The organism is Streptomyces sp. PSU-S4-23, assembly GCF_055632315.1.
Genome location: NZ_JBVMUU010000002.1, coordinates 2,386,132 through 2,402,424, shown reverse-complemented (window position 1 = coordinate 2,402,424; position 16,293 = coordinate 2,386,132). Strand labels below are relative to the sequence as shown.

16 protein-coding genes and 1 other RNA gene are annotated in these 16,293 nt (G+C 67.2%); 9 read left to right on the top strand and 8 right to left on the bottom strand.

Annotated elements, in window-relative coordinates; genetic code table 11:
- The first annotated feature begins 80 nt into the window (after positions 1–80).
- The 6 genes from ACZ79I_RS11680 (at position 81) to ACZ79I_RS11655 (ending at position 6,207) form a co-directional block, all read left to right on the top strand.
- Positions 81–1,517 (top strand): RNB domain-containing ribonuclease, encoded by a 1,437-nt coding sequence (locus ACZ79I_RS11680; RefSeq protein WP_471496711.1) that lies wholly within the window; start codon positions 81–83, stop codon positions 1,515–1,517.
- 219 nt (positions 1,518–1,736) lie between these two features.
- Positions 1,737–2,315: a Uma2 family endonuclease gene (locus ACZ79I_RS11675; protein ID WP_471496710.1), complete on the top strand. Its 579-nt coding sequence runs from the start codon at positions 1,737–1,739 to the stop codon at positions 2,313–2,315.
- A gap of 69 nt (positions 2,316–2,384) precedes the next feature.
- Positions 2,385–2,786: RNase P RNA component class A (gene rnpB, locus ACZ79I_RS11670), an RNA gene on the top strand.
- Between the two features lie 495 nt (positions 2,787–3,281).
- Positions 3,282–4,259 carry an asparaginase gene (locus ACZ79I_RS11665; RefSeq protein WP_471496708.1) on the top strand — a complete coding sequence of 326 codons (978 nt, stop codon included), beginning with the start codon at positions 3,282–3,284 and terminating at the stop codon, positions 4,257–4,259.
- A gap of 216 nt (positions 4,260–4,475) precedes the next feature.
- Complete coding sequence (locus ACZ79I_RS11660) at positions 4,476–5,093, top strand: ATP-binding protein (protein WP_471496707.1); 618 nt, start codon at positions 4,476–4,478, stop codon at positions 5,091–5,093.
- 511 nt (positions 5,094–5,604) lie between these two features.
- Positions 5,605–6,207, top strand: a complete 603-nt coding sequence (locus tag ACZ79I_RS11655; protein ID WP_471496705.1) for a non-canonical purine NTP pyrophosphatase — start codon at positions 5,605–5,607, stop codon at positions 6,205–6,207.
- Positions 6,208–6,209: 2 nt separating this feature from the next.
- On the opposite strand, the gene ACZ79I_RS11650 is transcribed toward ACZ79I_RS11655, so the two are convergent.
- From ACZ79I_RS11650 to ACZ79I_RS11620, 7 genes are all read right to left on the bottom strand, one after another.
- Positions 6,210–6,911, bottom strand: coding sequence for a restriction endonuclease (locus ACZ79I_RS11650; RefSeq protein ID WP_471496703.1), 702 nt, complete (start codon positions 6,909–6,911; stop codon positions 6,210–6,212).
- Between the two features lie 192 nt (positions 6,912–7,103).
- The gene (locus ACZ79I_RS11645; protein ID WP_471496701.1) at positions 7,104–7,850 is read right to left on the bottom strand and encodes a class I SAM-dependent methyltransferase; all 747 of its coding nucleotides are present in this window, start codon (positions 7,848–7,850) and stop codon (positions 7,104–7,106) included.
- Between the two features lie 49 nt (positions 7,851–7,899).
- Positions 7,900–9,294 (bottom strand): hypothetical protein, encoded by a 1,395-nt coding sequence (locus tag ACZ79I_RS11640; RefSeq protein WP_471496699.1) that lies wholly within the window; start codon positions 9,292–9,294, stop codon positions 7,900–7,902.
- A complete protein-coding gene (locus ACZ79I_RS11635; RefSeq protein ID WP_471496697.1) occupies positions 9,294–10,061 on the bottom strand; it encodes a hypothetical protein in 768 nt (255 codons plus the stop codon). Before ACZ79I_RS11635 ends, ACZ79I_RS11640 begins: the two co-directional genes overlap by 1 nt.
- A 40-nt stretch (positions 10,062–10,101) precedes the next feature.
- Entirely contained in the window at positions 10,102–10,686 is a 585-nt protein-coding gene (locus ACZ79I_RS11630; protein ID WP_471496695.1) for a hypothetical protein, read from the bottom strand.
- 150 nt (positions 10,687–10,836) lie between these two features.
- Positions 10,837–11,136 carry a hypothetical protein gene (locus ACZ79I_RS11625; RefSeq protein ID WP_471496693.1) on the bottom strand — a complete coding sequence of 100 codons (300 nt, stop codon included), beginning with the start codon at positions 11,134–11,136 and terminating at the stop codon, positions 10,837–10,839.
- 74 nt (positions 11,137–11,210) lie between these two features.
- Complete coding sequence (locus ACZ79I_RS11620; RefSeq protein ID WP_471496692.1) at positions 11,211–11,720, bottom strand: nucleoside-diphosphate kinase; 510 nt, start codon at positions 11,718–11,720, stop codon at positions 11,211–11,213.
- Positions 11,721–12,521: 801 nt separating this feature from the next.
- On the opposite strand from ACZ79I_RS11620, the gene ACZ79I_RS11615 reads away from it, so the two are divergent.
- Together ACZ79I_RS11615 and ACZ79I_RS11610 are read left to right on the top strand one after the other, a co-directional pair.
- The gene (locus ACZ79I_RS11615; RefSeq protein WP_471504878.1) at positions 12,522–13,184 is read left to right on the top strand and encodes an NUDIX hydrolase; all 663 of its coding nucleotides are present in this window, start codon (positions 12,522–12,524) and stop codon (positions 13,182–13,184) included.
- Positions 13,181–13,594, top strand: coding sequence for an NUDIX hydrolase (locus ACZ79I_RS11610; protein WP_471496690.1), 414 nt, complete (start codon positions 13,181–13,183; stop codon positions 13,592–13,594). Before ACZ79I_RS11615 ends, ACZ79I_RS11610 begins: the two co-directional genes overlap by 4 nt.
- A 129-nt stretch (positions 13,595–13,723) precedes the next feature.
- On the opposite strand, the gene ACZ79I_RS11605 is transcribed toward ACZ79I_RS11610, so the two are convergent.
- The gene (locus tag ACZ79I_RS11605) at positions 13,724–15,046 is read right to left on the bottom strand and encodes a hypothetical protein (RefSeq protein WP_471496687.1); all 1,323 of its coding nucleotides are present in this window, start codon (positions 15,044–15,046) and stop codon (positions 13,724–13,726) included.
- A gap of 262 nt (positions 15,047–15,308) precedes the next feature.
- Here ACZ79I_RS11605 and ACZ79I_RS11600 point away from each other — a divergent pair, with 262 nt between their 5' ends.
- The gene (locus ACZ79I_RS11600) at positions 15,309–16,190 is read left to right on the top strand and encodes a nucleotidyltransferase domain-containing protein (RefSeq protein WP_471496685.1); all 882 of its coding nucleotides are present in this window, start codon (positions 15,309–15,311) and stop codon (positions 16,188–16,190) included.
- Positions 16,191–16,293 lie beyond the last annotated feature (103 nt).

The window sequence follows — 16,293 nt, the reverse complement described above, 5'->3', positions numbered from 1 at the left end:
CTTCAGTAGAGCTCCGCGTCAGCGTACGGCCTGGTGGGCGTCGGGATGCCGCCCCACCGGCCCCGCCCTAGGCTCGAACCATGCCCCGCCGCCCCATCCGCGTCGTCGGCGCCCCCGAGGGCCCGCTGCGGGCCGCGCTGCGCGGGCTGCGCGCCGGACCCGGGGTACCCGGGGACTTCCCCGCCGAGGTACTCGCCGAGGCCGAGCGTGTCACCAGGGAGCCGCGCCTGCCCGCCGACGACGCCACCGACCTCCCCTTCTTCACACTCGGCCGGTCCGCCGCCGGCCGCGGCCACGCCCTGCACCTCGCGCGGCGCACCGGCGGTTTCCGCGTCCGGTACGCCGTCGCCGACCTCGCCGCCTTCGTCCCGCCCGGCGGCGCCCTGGACGCCGAGGCCCACCGCCGGGTCACCACCCTGTGCTTCCCGGACGGCGGGATCCCGCTGCACCCGGCCCCGGTCGCCGAGGACGCCGCGAGCCTGCTGCCGGGCGCGACACGCCCCGCCGTGCTGTGGACCCTCGACCTCGACGCGGACGGCCGCACCGTCGCCACCGACGTCCGCCGCGCCCTCGTACGCAGCCGCGCCGGACTCGGCCACCACGGCGTGCAGAAGGAGATCGAGGGCGGCACCGCCGAGGAGCCCCTCGCCCTCCTGAAGGACATCGGCCGGCTGCGCGAGGCACTGGAGGCGGAACGCGGCGGCATCTCCCTCACCGTGCCCGAACTGGACATCCTGGAGCACGACCACACATACCAACTGGCCTACCGCGCCCCGCTCCCCGTCCAGGGATGGAGCGAACAGCTCTGCCTCCTCACCGGCATGGCCGCGGCGGCCCTCATGCTCGCCCACGGCACCGGAGCGCTGTGGACGCTCCCGGCCGCTCCGGACGGTGCGATCGGCCGACTGCGCCGCAGCGCGCACGCCCTGCGCATCGACTGGCCGCGCCACGCCTCCTACGCACGCCTCATCCGCTCCCTGGACCCGCATCGGCCCCCTCACGCGGCCTTCCTCCAGGAGTGCACGACCCTGCTGCGCGGCGCCGGCTGCACGGTCTTCCGCGACGGCGTGCTGCCGCCCATCACCGCCCATGCCGCGGTCGCCGCGCCCTACGCCCACTGCACGGAGCCGCTGCACCGCCTCACCGACCGCTACGCCTCGGAGATCTGCCTCGCGGCCGTCGCGAACCGGGCCCCGCCCGACTGGGTCCTCGGGGCGCTCGACGCGCTCCCCGGGGAGACGGCGGAAGGCGGCCGCCGGTCCGACGCGGTCGAGCACGCGTGCCTGGACACCGTCGCGGCCGCCCTGCTCCAGGACCGCGTCGGCGAGGTCTTCGACGGCTGCGTGGTGGACGTACGGGAGGACGAACCCACCCTCGGCACCGTCCAGGTGGAATGGCCCCCGGTGGCCGCCCCCGTCGAGAGCGGCACGGCCCCGCTGCCGCTGGGGGAACGCCTGCGGGTCCGGCTCACCCGGGCCGCTCCGGCAGCGGCGGCGGTCCGGTTCGCGCCCGCGTGATCGCCCGGGACGAGACGGTCGGCGTCGCCGACGTGGCGGCGGAGCGGCCGGGCCGCGCGGGGCGGGCCGAGGACGACCGCGGAGAGCGACCGGCTCGCCGCGCGCATCCCTGACGGCGGGCGTGACCGTGTGCCACGATCGAGGGAACGGTTCCCGATCTCACGGACAGGTGATCTTCCGATGCCCCAGTCTGACGGGCGACAGAAGGAGGGGCGTGACATGACTGCCATGGCCCACGAGCCGCTCACGCAGGAAGAGGTCCTGCTGGAGGGCTTTCTCGCCCTGGACACACCGGAGGGTTTCCGGGCCGAACTGATCGAGGGGGAGATCGTTGTGACACCGCCGCCGGACGGGGACCACGAGGACTACATCGGCCTGATCGTGAGCCAAGTGATCAGGCGGGCCCGGACCGACATGCAGTTCTCCGGGAACAAGGGCCTGAAACTGCAGAGCGGGGGCGCCTGCCCGAAGAACCACGTGATCCCCGACGGCACCTTCGCCCCCGAGAAACTGCGGCTCTACCGGGGCGCCGACCCCTGGATGCCCTGCGACGGCGTCGCCATGGTTCTGGAGGTGACGTCCACCAGGGCCGGGACCGACCGTGATGCCAAACGCCGGTGCTACGCCCGCGGAGGCATCCCCCTGTACCTGCTCGTCGACCGCGACGACTCCTCGGTCACGCTGTTCAGCACTCCCGGGCGTGACGACTACCGCCAGCACTGCACGCTCCCCTTCGGCAAGCCGCTCACCCTCCCGGAGCCGTTCGCCTTCGAACTGGACACGGCGGACTTCCTCTGACGCGGCCGACGGGGCCCGGCCGCCGCACCGAGGGCACCCCACGCCCGGTACCATGGTCGACACGGCAGACGAGCCGGGCGGGCGGCCGCGTGGAGGTCCTGGTGGACCTCCCCGAGGAACGTCCGGGCTCCACAGGGCAGGGTGGTGGCCAACAGCCACCCGGGGTGACCCGCGGGACAGTGCCACAGAAAACAGACCGCCGGGGACCTCGGTCCTCGGTAAGGGTGAAACGGCGGTGTAAGAGACCACCAGTGCCCAGGGTGACCTGGGCAGCTAGGTAAACCCCACCCGGAGCAAGGTCAAAAGGGAGCGCCCCGGCGCTCCTGCGCGGACGATCGAGGGCTGCCCGCCCGAGTCCGCGGGTAGACCGCACGAGGCCGGCGGCAACGCCGGTCCTAGATGGATGGCCGTCGCCGGAGGGCCCGCGAGGACCCTCCGGAACAGAACCCGGCGTACAGCCCGACTCGTCTGCCGCCACCTGCGGCTTTGCCTGAGAAAGGGCCTCTGACCTGCATCGGAGGCCCTTTCTGATCTTTCAAGAGCTTGCCGCGTTAGGCGGCGAAAAGTCCCTCGGAAGTCCCTCAGACAGTGCTGAAAGTCCCTGAAAAGTCCCAGAGCAGAGGAGCGGGCGACGCCGTCGGTCGCCGAGACAAGTCGACCAGGCAATCCTTCACGCCCAAAGGAAGAGCGCAAAGGGATCGATGTGCTGTGCTGATCGCATGCCTTGCCCGCGACGGGGGCGTACTGATGGGCAGGATCATGCGTCGTCGCTCGGCCGACGACCGCTGGCTGCGCCTCAGCCTCGACGCCTTGGACCGGGCCTGCGCGTACGTGGCCGCCGCGTTGCAATCCGGGGCTGAGGTCGTGGTGGGGGCGACCCGATAGCCTGCACGGAACGATCTCCGAGGGCCTAGATCCATTCAACTTGAGACTGTTTGGGGGGCGATGGTGGGCGCGACAAGGACGGTGGCTGTCTACTCTCTCGGTGGCACCATCGCCATGACCACCGACCCGGTGACCGGCGGGGTCGTTCCGGCCCTCTCCGCCCACGACCTCCTGGCCGCCATCCCTGGCCTGGACAATCACGGCATCGACCTGCGGGTGCACGACTTTCGCCGGGTGCCTGGTGCGTCCCTCACTTTTGAGGACCTCGTGGAGCTTGTCGCAGCGATCGGCAAGACCCTCGAAGGTGGCGACGTCGACGGGGTGGTGATCACGCAGGGCACCGACACCATTGAGGAGACCGCGTTCTTCCTCGACCTCCACCACGGTCACGACCAGCCGGTCATCGTCACCGGTGCCATGCGCAACTCCACCATGGCGGGCCCTGACGGCCCTGCCAACCTGTACGCGGCCGTCATCGCCGCAGCCGACCCCCAGCTGCGTGGGGCCGGGGCGCTGGTCGTCCTGAACGACGAGATCCACGCGGCACGCCATGTCCGTAAGACCCACACCACCAGTCCCGCCGCCTTCATGTCACCCGGAGCCGGGCCCATCGGCCGGATAACCGAGGACCGTGTGCGGCTGGCTGCCCCGCTGCGGCGCCGGCACGGTCCTCTGGCGCCGCCGAGCCGTGCCGCACGCGTGGGCCTGTACACGGTCAGCCTCGGCGACGACGGCACGCTGATCGCGGCGTGGGACGGCCGATGCGACGGGCTCGTTGTCGCCGCTTTCGGTGTCGGACATGTCCCTCAGCGACTCGTCGAGAGCCTCGAACGGCTCGCCGCGCGAATCCCCGTGGTCTTCGCCTCACGTATCGGCAACGGCCTGGTCCTGAACCGAACGTACGGCTTCCCCGGCTCAGAGATGGACCTGATCAACTGCGGGCTCGTCTCTGCCGGCGACCTCAGCGCCTACCAGGCACGCCTCCTGCTCCAGGCGTTGCTCGCTCAGGACGCGGACCGCGAGACGATCGCCGAGAAGTTCGCAGCCTTCGCGCACTGACCCACGCACGTCAGCCAATTGGATGCCGCGAGCGAAGCCGTGACCGCAGCGGAGAGGTCTGATGTGAGGTGCGGAGGGGTACGGTCTAATCGACGAGCGCCTCCGGTGTTTCTCAGCCGCGACAGAAGCTGACCCGGGTACCACAACTCGCCGAATAGTCAAGGCGTCTTGCCGGGCGTGCCTGCGGACAGACTGTCCTCACACAGTCCTTGTCGGGTGGAAGGCTTCTTCTTCACTGAGGCCACTACCAAGGGTGAGGTTGTCGTCATGGCGCGTCGCAGTTCCGAACGTCCGACGTACGGATTCACGGTTGCGCCTGTTGTCGACGCTGTCCCGGCCGCACGCCGTCAAGTTGTCTCGCTGGCCCAGGACCTGGGGCTTCCGATGTCGGACCAGACGCTGGAGACCGTCGAGCTGCTGGCCGGCGAGGTGATCGCCAACGCTGTCCTGTACACAGAGGCTCCGTGCGGTGTCTCTGTGACGCGGGCCGATGAGCGGCTTCGCGTCGAGGTCACGGACGCGGACGCATCGTTGCCGAGCGCTGTTGAGGCCGGACCGAACGACGAAGGCGGTCGGGGCCTCCTGCTCGTGAACGCCTTGGCGGATGCCTGGGGGACGCAACCGCAACCCCCAGGCAAGACGACATGGTTCGAGATCACGCCGGAGCCGTCGACCGACGGCTTGGGCCACAACTCCGCGGATGCACCGCCCTCACCTCATGCGGGTGAACCTGCCGTGCGACGAACAGAGCGCCAGGCCCGCACGGCGTCGCCGGCCAACCCGCGGTTCTCGTTCCTCCCAGCAACTGCTGGGAAGCAGCATCAAGCTGCCTGATGCTGTGATCCGAAACGGCCGACCGACCCCCGCGGTCCGATCATCATCGAGCAGCACCAACAGCCCGAAGGCGCCGTGACCGTGCCGGAAGCCCTACGGAAGTGGATGCCGGCCGAGACTCTGGAAGCGCCGTCTCAGTCCCGCTGAGCCCGTCGTCACGGCCCGGCTGCGGAATCCATCTTCGCCCAGATGTTGCCGTCACTGAACGTCAGGTGCGAGAGGTGCCGTGAGCGGAGGCTGAGACACCTCGATCACAAATGGGCCTGATCCATTGGTACCGTCGTCATACAGCACCCAAGGAGCCGTATGACACCCTCGTTGTCCGCCGCCGCTGCTGTCGATCTGCGGAGGGCCTTCACGCCTACGCCCAGCACCCTCCGGCTGGGGCTCGCCCGACGTGAATCGGCACGCATTGTGGCCGAACTTCAGGCCAGTTGACGTCGAGTCCGGTCGCGGATGTGCCCCCTCCACCTCCCGTCCAGCATCACTCTTGAAAGGAGACACTTCGCTCATGCCAGGCTTCAAGGTGGCAATGTGTACGGGAAATGCAGGAAAGTTCCGAACCGCCCAAGAGCACCTTGCCCCGTGGGGAATCGAGGTGGAGCAGGTAGCTCTGGACTTGGACGAGATCCAGACGACATCGGTTGCAGAGATTGCGCGTCACAAGGCTCGGCAGGCGTTCGAAGTGCTCAAGCGACCGCTGTTTGTGGAGGATTCCGGCTTCTACATCGAGGAGTTCGGCGGCTGGCCGGGACCGATGGTGAAGCAGGCCCTTGAGGCATTTGGTCCTGCAGGGCTTACGCATCTCGCGGACCTCACGGAGAAGCGGACCTGTCGGTTCGCCAGCGCCGCCGTCTACGCTGACGCGGAGGGGGTGCTTCATACCTTTGCTGACGATTCCAGGAAGCCCGGCACCATTGCTCCGGCGCCGGATCGCGGGACTGGCCTACGCTCGTGGTCCGACTTGTGGTCGATCTTCGTTCCGGAGGGCGCCACGTCGACGCTGTCGGCCCTGCCGTCGGTTGAACAGGATCAGATCTTCGCTGAGTGGCGAGGCAACTCGGTTGTTGCCGCGCTGGGCGCCTGGCTGGCCGAGGTGGAACCTCGGCACTGACGTCAAGCCGCTCCCTGCCTTCCACTCTTTCGACGCGCGTTTCGGCGGCCGTGAGGCAGTCCGCCGCCGGCGCCGCTGAGCGGAAGCAGGGACGCAAGGGGTGCTCCGCTGTTCCATGAGCCGAAGAGGTTGCGGTTCAGGGCGACGATGTTGTGCTTGAGGGCGAGGTCGCGAGCGGATCTGCCGAACTCGCAGGTCGCGACGAAGACGGCGACATCCGCGTTGTGCTCGGCGAACGCCATGCCGACGAACTTCTGCATGTCACCGCTGGGCACAGTGCGGTGGGGTGCATAGTGCTTGACCTGCACGACCAGGCGGCGGCCGTCCGGCAGGCTGCCGACCACGTCCGCCGCGAGATCACCCGAGCCGCCGACCACAGCGACCTCGGTGCAGCCGTCGCGCCTGCAGAGTTCGGCCACGTATCGTTCGAAGTCCTGCCAGGTCATGGCGTCGATGGCAGCCATAGACCGTTCCAGCGCCATGCGCTGGTCCTGTTGGCGCCAGGCGAGATCACCGTGGCGTTCGCGGCGGTGCGCAGCCCACAGGTACCACCCAGCGCTACCCGCTGCAGCGGCACAGACGAGGCCGAGCAGTAGCCATGGAAACTGCCACAACACGAACACGGCGGTGGCGAGGGCGCCACCGGCAAGGCCCGCTTGCCGTCGCCGCTGCATCCTGTTTCGGCGGCCCGTCCGCTTGGCCATCCATCCCCCGATCGCCATGATCTGTTCGACAGTGTGGAAGCGCCGGAGCGCGACGCCAAGAGCGCCTTCTCGGCCACGTCGCTGGGAGGCCCATCGTGTACAAGGGGCTCCCGCTCCGGCCGTTCGGCCGCCGTTCTGCCACCGGATCACATGAGGTCGGCCTGCGCCTACGTCGGCCCGAGCATGATCCGGCTACTTGGTGGCGAGCACGTAGACACTGGCCCACTGGCGCTTCGGGTTGGCCAGCTGCGGGTCGAAGGTCCAGGGCTCGACGGTGGTGAAACCGGCCTCGGTGAACAGCTGGACGAGCTTGTCGTAGTCGTAGGCCCAGTAGTGCGGGCTGTAGGTGGGGTTGTCGTCCTGGTCCCGGAAGACGTAGTTGATCAGGTCGAGATGCGTGTTGATGTGATCGAGGCAGTCCCGCTTCCCGTACCACCGCTTGATCATCTCTTTGCTGTCCGCGGTGCCATCCGGGTATTGGGAGAGCACGAACGCGGCGTCGGGGACACCGGTGATGAGTCGGCCGCCGGGGGTGAGCACACGGTGAGCTTCGAGCGCGTAGTACTTGGCTGAGCGCGGATAGTCGACGTGCTCCAGGAAGTGTTCGGAGAACAGTTCGTCGACGGAATCGTCGTGCAGGGGTATCCCTTCGCGGACATCCCACAGGAGGTCCGCGGGCGGTGCGACGTCGATGTTGAAGAAGCCGCCGATCTGATGGGCACCGCCGCCGATCTGTACCTTGCGGGGCGTCTTGTCGATGCGTCCGTTGGGCCAGGCATCCTGGCTGGCCAGGTGAGTGCGGTGGACTTCGAGTTCCTTCTTGGCGGCGCGCAGAGTGCGGGCGAGCCCGTGTGTGGTAGTTGGCTGCCGCAGAAGCTCGGCTATCTGCTGTGCCAACAGGTCCGGCGTGGTGGTCTCGGTGTCCGGCTGGACGGTCACGATGGTCTCCTTGGAGATCGTGTGCGGGCAGGTGGGCGGGGCCGGTTCCTCACGCGGCGGTCGATGACGGGCTTGCTGACCGGCTGTTGCGCATCAGGGTGTACTTGATGTCCACAAGCCGCGGAGCGATGGTCACGTCCAGCTGCTCCGTCGGGTGAAGTCGCCCTGCACCATCTTGTTCGGCGCGCCAGACCCGGTATTCGAGATCGGGGTAGGCGGGGTTGATGCCGATCTCGCCCTTCGGGATCGTGCCGTTGAAGGGCGTGATGATGTCCATGTGGTTCCAGTAGTTCCATGCCTGGAGTGCCTTGTGCTGGTCGAAGTAGAAGTAGAAGTCGGGGTACCGGCCGAAGGTCCTCAGTTCGCGGTGGATGAGATGGCCCAGTAGCGGGCCCAGGTGGGTGGCCAGGCTGTCGAACTCCCAGCGGGTGTGCCGCCACTCCTCTGGGACCTGCCCGGGTGTGAAGAGGCGGGCGGCGACGAGATAGCTGATCCGCTCCATGAGGTAGTGCCGGGTGTGCTGCGGATCGATCGTCGAATCCACCTGCGCGAGCAGGCCGTCGAGCTTGTCAGGGGAGGGGCGGAACTTGGCGAGATCGAACTTGCCGGCCATGGCCAGTTCGGAGGAGAAGATCATCTCTTTGTAGAGCCAGTTGTTGAGCTCGCCGAGTTCTGCCAGGTGCTTGGTCTCGTCGCTGGTGGAGTGCAGCATCAGGTACTCGGCGAGTGCCTCGAAGTACACGTATCCGAGGATGGGCAGGCGTGGAATGGTCTCGTCGAGCAGTTGGAGGAACGACTCGGCCGCGACGGTGGCACCTGTGTGCGCGATGGCCGAGGCGAGGGCGAGGAAACTGGCGGAGTTCTTCGCCCGGCTGATGATCGTCTCGCGCAACTGGTGCCGTTCGGCCTTGGACAGCAGGTATTCGAGATGGCTGTAGATGCTCAGGTGGATGGCGCCGAGCCGCAGGTAGTCGATGCCGGCGAGGCCGCGGTACGCCTGGCGTGGCACGTCGATCTCGAATAGGAGGGGAGTGGGCGTCGCCTCGGGTTTGCCGATCCTCTTGAGGAAGGCCGGGGCCTCTCTGTTGAGAACGTACGAGGCGAGATTGTGCATCCGAAAGCCCTGGCCGGCTGCGGTAAGCGGGGCACAGTAGATGCTGCCGACAAGACATCCGCCCGAGGGGTACAGCACCCCGTGCTCGTTGATCTCCTCCAGAGCATGGGTGACGTGCAGCAGGTGCAGCTTGTCGCCACTGCTGAGGGCGTCGAAGAGGGCGTTGCTGCGAAGGAGAGCGCCCTGGGGGGTCTCCTCGGCCAGGCGGGATTCCCAGGCAGCGCTCTGCTCGGTCAGGGGGCCAGTGGCCTCGGCCAGGTTGGGGATGATCGACGCCTCGTAGAACTCGTGGGCGTCGGCCCACAGGTGGTACGCGTCGAGGAAGTCCATCAGCCGATCAGCTCCCGCCGCTCGAGGGCCTTGAAGACAGCGTCCGCGCTGTCCAGTCCCGCCAGGTGGCTGGCTTCGGACCACAGGACCAGGTCGAAGGCGGCTGCACGGAGCTGGTCGAACGCCCCGACGCGTACGTGCTGAGGGTCCGGCCACCAGCTGAGCTTCGGCAGCCGGTACCGGTCCAGCGCGTCGGCCGCCTTCACCAGATCGCTGATCTTCTGGGCGCTCGAGTAGTCGGCTTCGTCATCCGTGGTGAAGTCCGAGTACGGCACGTCGTGGAGGCGTACCGAGGTAGCGGCTTGAGTGACGGCCGGCTCGGTCGCCCCCATGTGGAAGTGCTCCCAGATGACCTCTGTGTTCCTGGTGAGCCATTGCGCGGCGCGGGCTCCATGCCCTCGGTCGTCCTTGTCATGGAGGCGACGGCAGTCGTGGACGGCAGCGGCAACGATCAGCGTGGCGGTATCCGGTTCGTCGAGACCGGTGGTCTCAGCGAGGAGTGCTGCGAGTGCGGCTGTGCGCATCGCGTGACGGACTCCGTGCAGAGAATCGCGTAGTCGGGGTTCTGCGAGCCAGGCCGCCGGTATCGCCGCACGGGTGAGAAGTCTGCGGGAGGTGACCCGGATGCTCGACGGTGCACCGTCGAGCAGGCGTGGCCGGTTCCCCTCGATCCAGCGCAGCGTTGCGTGGTCGGTGAACTGGTGATGTGGGAGCTGCTTGCGTGCGGCGAGCTCCACCAGGCTGGTGGCCGGCGGGGTCGTGCTCATCTAGTCCACCCCTCTCGGTGGTCTATCGCGACGAGTTGACTCAGGTGGCGGGTGTCACCTGCGGGGCGGATTCTTCGGGAGCGTTCTGCGCTGCTTCGAAGGCTGCGGTGAACTCGGCGAGCTCCTCCTCACTCATGAGAGGGACACCCAGTTCGCGGGCTACCGAGTTGATGCGCTCGTGAGCCGTCTCCACTGCTGCCGGGCTCGGGTCGTCACCGAGGAGTACCTCGAACTCGGCATGGTGGCCCCACGCTTCACTCCACTTGACGGCGATCTCGACACCGCCAAGGCGGAAGTTGCGGCGCTGGTTGTACGCCTTGTGCATCGTGTTCTCGAAACCGAGTGCGTTGAAGACGTAGACGGCGGCCGCAACGTCCTCGCGGGCGATGGGGATCTCCGTCTCAGGAAAAGCCGTGCCGTTCCCGATCTTGCTGGTCTTGAGGGTGATCTTCGCCGTGTTGGCGGTGATGTTGTCAGTAACCTTCAGCAGTTGGTCGGACAACACGTAGAAGTAGATGTGCTTGTCGTCGCGGCCGAGGTCTTCGCCGTCCTGTTCGAGGCGCGAGACGAGCTGGTCGTGGGCCTCTCGGCTGAAGCGGGCACGCATTTCGATCTCGACAGGCACGGTGTCCTCCCTGTTCAGGCATGGGTGATCCAGCCGAACCAGGTCAGGCGGAGCCCAGCTGGTCCGGATCGGTCGCGATGTTCGGCTGTTCTGCTGGCGGGCAGCGCGGGCGCCCTTTGGCGTCCGCGCTGCCCAGATGGCGTTGGCCCGTCAGACGATGTCGCCGAAGCGGTCTCGTACGACGCCGTCGTGCAGGTAGGTCGGGAGCTGAACGCCTCCCACGGAGAGGCGCTTGGTGGCCACCTGCTCCATGGTGTCGCTCGGGAACCCTTCCAGCAGGCGCAGGCACTGCTGTACCCATTCACGCGACTGGTCCCAGTTGCCGTCGTCGCGGTGTCGCACTGCCAGTGCGTATGCGCTCTCCGCCGCTGCCCATCGGTCAGTGCCCAGTTCCCGCTGGAAGCCGGTCTCGAGTTCTTCGACGGAGGCGACGCGGGTTTCGCTGGTCATGGTGCCCTCTCTCATCCGGTGATTCCCCGGTGGTGTTCAACGCGGCGACGACCCGCTAGTGACGTGGTGGCCGCCTAGTAGGTGAAGATTTCAGCGAGGGTGCGGTAGTCGTGCAGTTCGTCCTTGTCGAACCAGAGGTCCACTTCTTGAGCTGCTTCCTCCTTGTTGCCGGAGGCGTGTACGAGGTTGGCGACGGCCTTGCCGGACGCGACGCTGGCGGCCTTGCTGTAGTGCGAGAAGTCCCCGCGGATCGTGCCGGCCGGTGCCTCGTTCGGGTAGGTGCTGCCGACGATCTTCCGTACGGTGGCGATCGCGTCGGCTCCTTCCAGAACAAGTGCGATGACGGGGCCCTGCTGCATGAACGTGGCGGTGAAGCTGTAGACCTCGGAACCGAGGCGTTCTTCAAGATCGAAGTAATGCCGTCGCGTGAACTCGGCGTTCATCTGCTTCATCTTGACGCCGACGATCTTCAGCGCCGCATCCTCGAATCGGGAAATGATCTTCCCCGCGAAGCCGCGCACGACGGCGTCGGGCTTCAGCAGTACGAGAGTGCGTTCCACCGACTGCTCCTGATCCTGGACCATTGGCTCCCTTTCAGCGTTCAGGCAGGCGATATGAGGGACGCTCAGTGCGCCACGGGCCTGAGGTTACCTGCGCTTCGAGGGCTCCTCGCGAGACGAGCTGAGATCGAGAATGCCCGCGGGCGTCTTGATCGCTTCTCCTGCCGAACGCCACCTTCACGGTTCGTCAACGCCGCACCACCTTGTCTCCTCCTCCAATGGGATCTCGTTCTTGCCGTTCCGGCACCGCTTCCGCTCATCTCCTGAGGCAGGGGAGCGCTTCATGCTCGAGCGACCCCGCCGAGCGGGCACTGAGCAGGACGGTCATAGCCGGCCGCGAGAAGAGCCTCTCAACCCGCGCCGCCGATGGGCGGACAGGCTGTCCGCAGGCTTCCTCTCCAAAGTGCCGCGTCGGAAGCAAGGTTGTGCTAGGGGTTCGAACCCCATCGCGCTGCGGGCCTTTGGGAATGTGGCCGGGGGCCTGGAGACATGGGGCCGGTCCCGCGACAGGCCCCTTCGCCGGAGCGAGTCTGGCCCCGAGATGGCTGGGCCTTGGAACAGGCCACGAAGGGCATCGGAGTGGCTGGCCAGGTGAACTGCCGGATCTCGTCGGCTAGCCTTTGACGGGAGCGTTCAACCCGCTCAACGCCCCACGAACTACAAGGACTTCGTCCTCGTTTGGAAGCCTGTGATCCTGCGCGAGAGTGCATGCAATCAGTGAACCGACTCCAGGGCGAGCGCACCAGGCATGGGCGATGCAGTGAGAGCGCAGTCGCAGTGCAGTGATCACGCATGCCGCTGACCGCGGTGGGCCAGGAGGCCGACATGGACGTAGTGGAGGTTTGGAACGGCCACTACGCCTGCGCTCTGCAGGCGGCACTCAGAATGACCAACGATGCCTTTGCCGAGCGTCTGGGTATCGCTCCTCGGACGGTTGCGGCGTGGCACACGAACTCTGATGTGGTACTTCGCCGCGAAACGCAGCAGCTGCTCGACGAGGTCTACGAAATGGCGTCTGTGACTGTCCGGAAGCGGTTCGCGCTGATGCTGACCCCGGACCAGGCTGCGACCGCAGGCAGCGGCTCCTCGGTCCAGCCGCTGAGGGTTGCTATCGCGGTAGTCGTGCGTGAAGATCAGGTCCTGCTTGTGTGCCGTCGCGATGACAGAGCCTCCGGGCTCACGTGGCAGTTTCCAGCCGGGGTGATCAAGCCTGGTGTTCACCCGGACAGCGCTGCGGTCCGTGAGACGTTGAACGAGACCGGCGTGCGCTGCGCTGTAGTGCGCAACCTCGGCACCAGGCTGCACCCGGTGACGGCCGTCCAATGCGAGTACTTCCTGTGCGAGTTCCTCGCCGGCGAGGCCACCAATAGCGACATCGTCGAGAACGTGGACGTGATGTGGGTACCGAATACTTCGGTCACGCGCTTCATCCCCACGAGTAACATCTTCCCGCCCGTCCTGGCAGCCCTGGAGGAGCCTCAACGATGACGCAGCAGACCAACGACGACCGGCCGGGAATCGCCGCAGCAGTCATCGTGAGCGAGAAGCGCGTCCTTCTGGTGCGGCGACGGGTGAACGAGGGCCAACTGTCCTGGCAGTTCCCTGCGGGCGAAGTCGAGCCTGGCGAGTCTGAAGAGGACGCCGCCGTCCGCGAAACACGGGAGGAGACGGGCCTGGAAGTGAAGGCGGTCAAACCGCTCGGAAACCGAATCCATCCCAAGACGCAAAGGCACATGTCCTACACGGCCTGCGAGGTCGTCTCGGGGGCCGCGCACGTCGCTGATCCCGATGAGCTGGCTGATCTGGCGTGGTGCTCGCACTCCGAGATCCCGAAGTACGTCCCGTACGGACTCTACGCCCCCGTCCAGCAGTACCTGGACCACGTCATGGCCCACTAGGCTCACAGCCCGTCTCACCAGGTGAACGGGCCGACCTGTGAGGTTGAGAGAAGCCGTGCCGCACCTCTTCCGGGGTAATCCCGCGCCTGCGGCTCTTCGCAGCTACTCCCTGCGGGTGACCAAGTGTCATCAGAATCTGTGTGGCCAGAAGATCGAGTCAGGGATACGCGCGGCGGGCGGCCGCCGGGGGGTGACGGTGCCGATGGCCTCTTCGGCGGCCCGCAACGCCTGTTCATGGGTGCCGCTGCCGAGGTGATGAGCAGGGCAGCTTCCGCACTCTCCGGTCCGGGCGTGTGCATCCGGGCTGCCGTTGAGGCCCCGTACGTGGGCGAAGGCGTGTTCGGGGAAGTCGGCCCGCACGGTATGCCAGGTGCCGCGTTGCTCTTCTTCGGTGAGGCCGGCGGCCACTTCCGGATGCATCGGCGGGTACAGCTGGCCGTCGTGCTCGCGGAGCATGAAGACGCGGTCGATGTAGTCGACGGTATCCCTCTTCGGTTGCTGTGCATCTAGCCAGGCCAAAGCGTCGCTGCGGCTTCCGGGACCCCAGAGGTAGTCCGCGGGGAACTGCGTGGTCTCGAACCGGGCGTCGAACGCTGGCCAGTGCGCGTCCTCGAACCGGCTTCCGGGGCGGGAAACGCTGCGGATCAGGAGGTAGACGTATCCGTCGGCACCGGTGTCGTCGCGCAGGGCATCGGCCTGGGCGAGGTGGACGCTTCCCTCGTCGTTCCAGGCCATGACGACGATGTCGCGTTCCACCGGGGCGGGATACAGGCACCCGCCTGGGGTCGGCTGTCCCCACAACTGGTTGATGAACTCTGCCAGGTCGTGCAGGGTCCGTGCCGCCTGCACGGGCGTCGTGCGGTGGTAACCGGTCGGGTGCGCGACAGCATTGCGCAGATTCGACATCGCATGCTCGATGCCACGCGTGCGCTGACCACGCAGCAGACTGGCCGCCCGCGCCCAGGTCCGCAGCCCGGCGAGCATCCCGTTGAAGTTGATCAGCGTGCTGCCGACCTTCAACTGCCACCGCGGCGACGGCTGCCGCTGCGGTCCCCGCCGTCTCCTTCTTCCCAGCTTCTTTACCGCGGCGAGCACGTCATCGTAGGTGCGCACGTCCTCGGTTACTGGAGACTCGCAACCGTTGGCGTCCTCGAACGTGACCGCGCCGGCGCACCACTGGACGAACCGCTCTCGCAGTGCCTGCTCCATCACCAGCAAGGCGCGGTCGTCGACCATGGTGAAGACGTCATACTCAAGCAGACCATAGGCGAAGAGGCGCTGAAGTCGATCGAACTCCCGGCGCGTTCCCTCCGCCACGTCCGAAGCAAGCTCGCAGTCCGCGACCAGCCGCTGCAGGTACTCGGCCGACCGCTCGGCAGGCATTGCGCCGCCCAGCCCGAGCGCGGTGCTGTCCGGCGTCTGCAGCTCCTCCAGCGAGCGGATCTCTGCCACGGTTACGACCTCCTATATGGGCAACCCACCAGAATGCACCAGGAGTTCGCCTGTGCCACTGCTTTTGCTGCTGCCGGGATGAGGGCGCGAGCCCCAAGTCCCGCCTGCCCCGCGATGTCCGGCAGCACACTCGCTGCGTTGTCGGGACGACAGACGTACGCTTCGAAAGCCGGCCTGCATCGTATGACCGCGCACAGCCGTGAGTTGCGCGGCGGGGCTCTTGCGCTGGCCGTCGGGGGGCGGCAAGAGAGAGGTGGGAAAGGTGAAGCGGGAGCGGGCCACCGCGCTGGTGGAGGACATGCTGCGCCGACTGGATGAGGGGACCGACTGGCCGCTGAACCTGGTCGACGAGATCTACCTCTTTGGCTCCTACGCCCGTGGCGCCCTCCAGCCGCATGACGTGGACGTCGCGGTTGACGTCCGCCGCGATGAGCGAATGAACCAGCATGTCGTCGCCTGCCTCTTCTCCGGCCGCAACCCATACAGCGAACTCCGCGGGCAGCTGGTCGGACGCAGCCGCGGCACCCAGCTCCAGTTCGACACCGCCCAGCGTCGGCAGCTTGAGAGTGAGGGCGTGCCCATGCTGCGGCTGTGGCGCCGCGGAGACACCCTTCAGCAGGCTCTCCAGATCCTGCACGGCATCAAGCCGGACCCCGAAGCCAGGCGTGCACCGCGCGACGACATGATCGAAGAGTTCGAGGGCCTGGACCGTGCGATCCCCCGCCCAGTCCGCCACGACCTGATCACCTGGCGCGAAACCGGCCAGATCACCATCTCCCGCATCACTCTGCCCGACCAAGCCGCCGAACCCGTCGACAGTAACGTCGCCGTCGACTTGCGCACCCGCTGGGTGGACCACAGCCCGCTGCGCCGCGCTGCTCTCGCGGCCCTGCACCACCTCCAGGAGCAAGGCGTCGACTTGAGCGACGTGGAGCTGTCCGGCTACCGCCTGCCCACCCCCAGCCGCACGGCCGGCCGCCTCGAAGAGGCCCGCTGGTGGGTGAACTGGAAGTGGCAGCACTACCAGTCCATCCCGTACTGCCTGGCCGACGGCGACGGCTGGCTCGAAGTTCTTGCCCCCACCCGCACCTGCCCCCTTCACGCTCTGCTCCTCACCCCCGGCCCCACACCTGCCAGGACCTGAAGGGGAGGCACCACCTCAGAAGCTGTTGTCTTTCCGGAGTTGGGGACTGCATTTCCACTGGTCGGGCGTAGGGTCGGCGGTCCTGTGGGAGTAGTGGCCTGTC

Bases quoted from the DNA above. Each gene is read 5' to 3' on its own strand.
- ACZ79I_RS11610 (WP_471496690.1), top strand. From the start codon at position 13,181: ATGACGCAGCAGACCAACGACGACCGGCCGGGAATCGCCGCAGCAGTC.
- ACZ79I_RS11640 (WP_471496699.1), bottom strand. From the start codon at position 9,294: ATGGACTTCCTCGACGCGTACCACCTGTGGGCCGACGCCCACGAGTTC.
- ACZ79I_RS11680 (WP_471496711.1), top strand. From the start codon at position 81: ATGCCCCGCCGCCCCATCCGCGTCGTCGGCGCCCCCGAGGGCCCGCTG.
- ACZ79I_RS11655 (WP_471496705.1), top strand. From the start codon at position 5,605: ATGCCAGGCTTCAAGGTGGCAATGTGTACGGGAAATGCAGGAAAGTTC.
- ACZ79I_RS11620 (WP_471496692.1), bottom strand. From the start codon at position 11,720: ATGGTCCAGGATCAGGAGCAGTCGGTGGAACGCACTCTCGTACTGCTG.
- ACZ79I_RS11625 (WP_471496693.1), bottom strand. From the start codon at position 11,136: ATGACCAGCGAAACCCGCGTCGCCTCCGTCGAAGAACTCGAGACCGGC.
- ACZ79I_RS11635 (WP_471496697.1), bottom strand. From the start codon at position 10,061: ATGAGCACGACCCCGCCGGCCACCAGCCTGGTGGAGCTCGCCGCACGC.
- ACZ79I_RS11615 (WP_471504878.1), top strand. From the start codon at position 12,522: ATGGACGTAGTGGAGGTTTGGAACGGCCACTACGCCTGCGCTCTGCAG.
- ACZ79I_RS11675 (WP_471496710.1), top strand. From the start codon at position 1,737: ATGACTGCCATGGCCCACGAGCCGCTCACGCAGGAAGAGGTCCTGCTG.
- ACZ79I_RS11650 (WP_471496703.1), bottom strand. From the start codon at position 6,911: ATGGCCAAGCGGACGGGCCGCCGAAACAGGATGCAGCGGCGACGGCAA.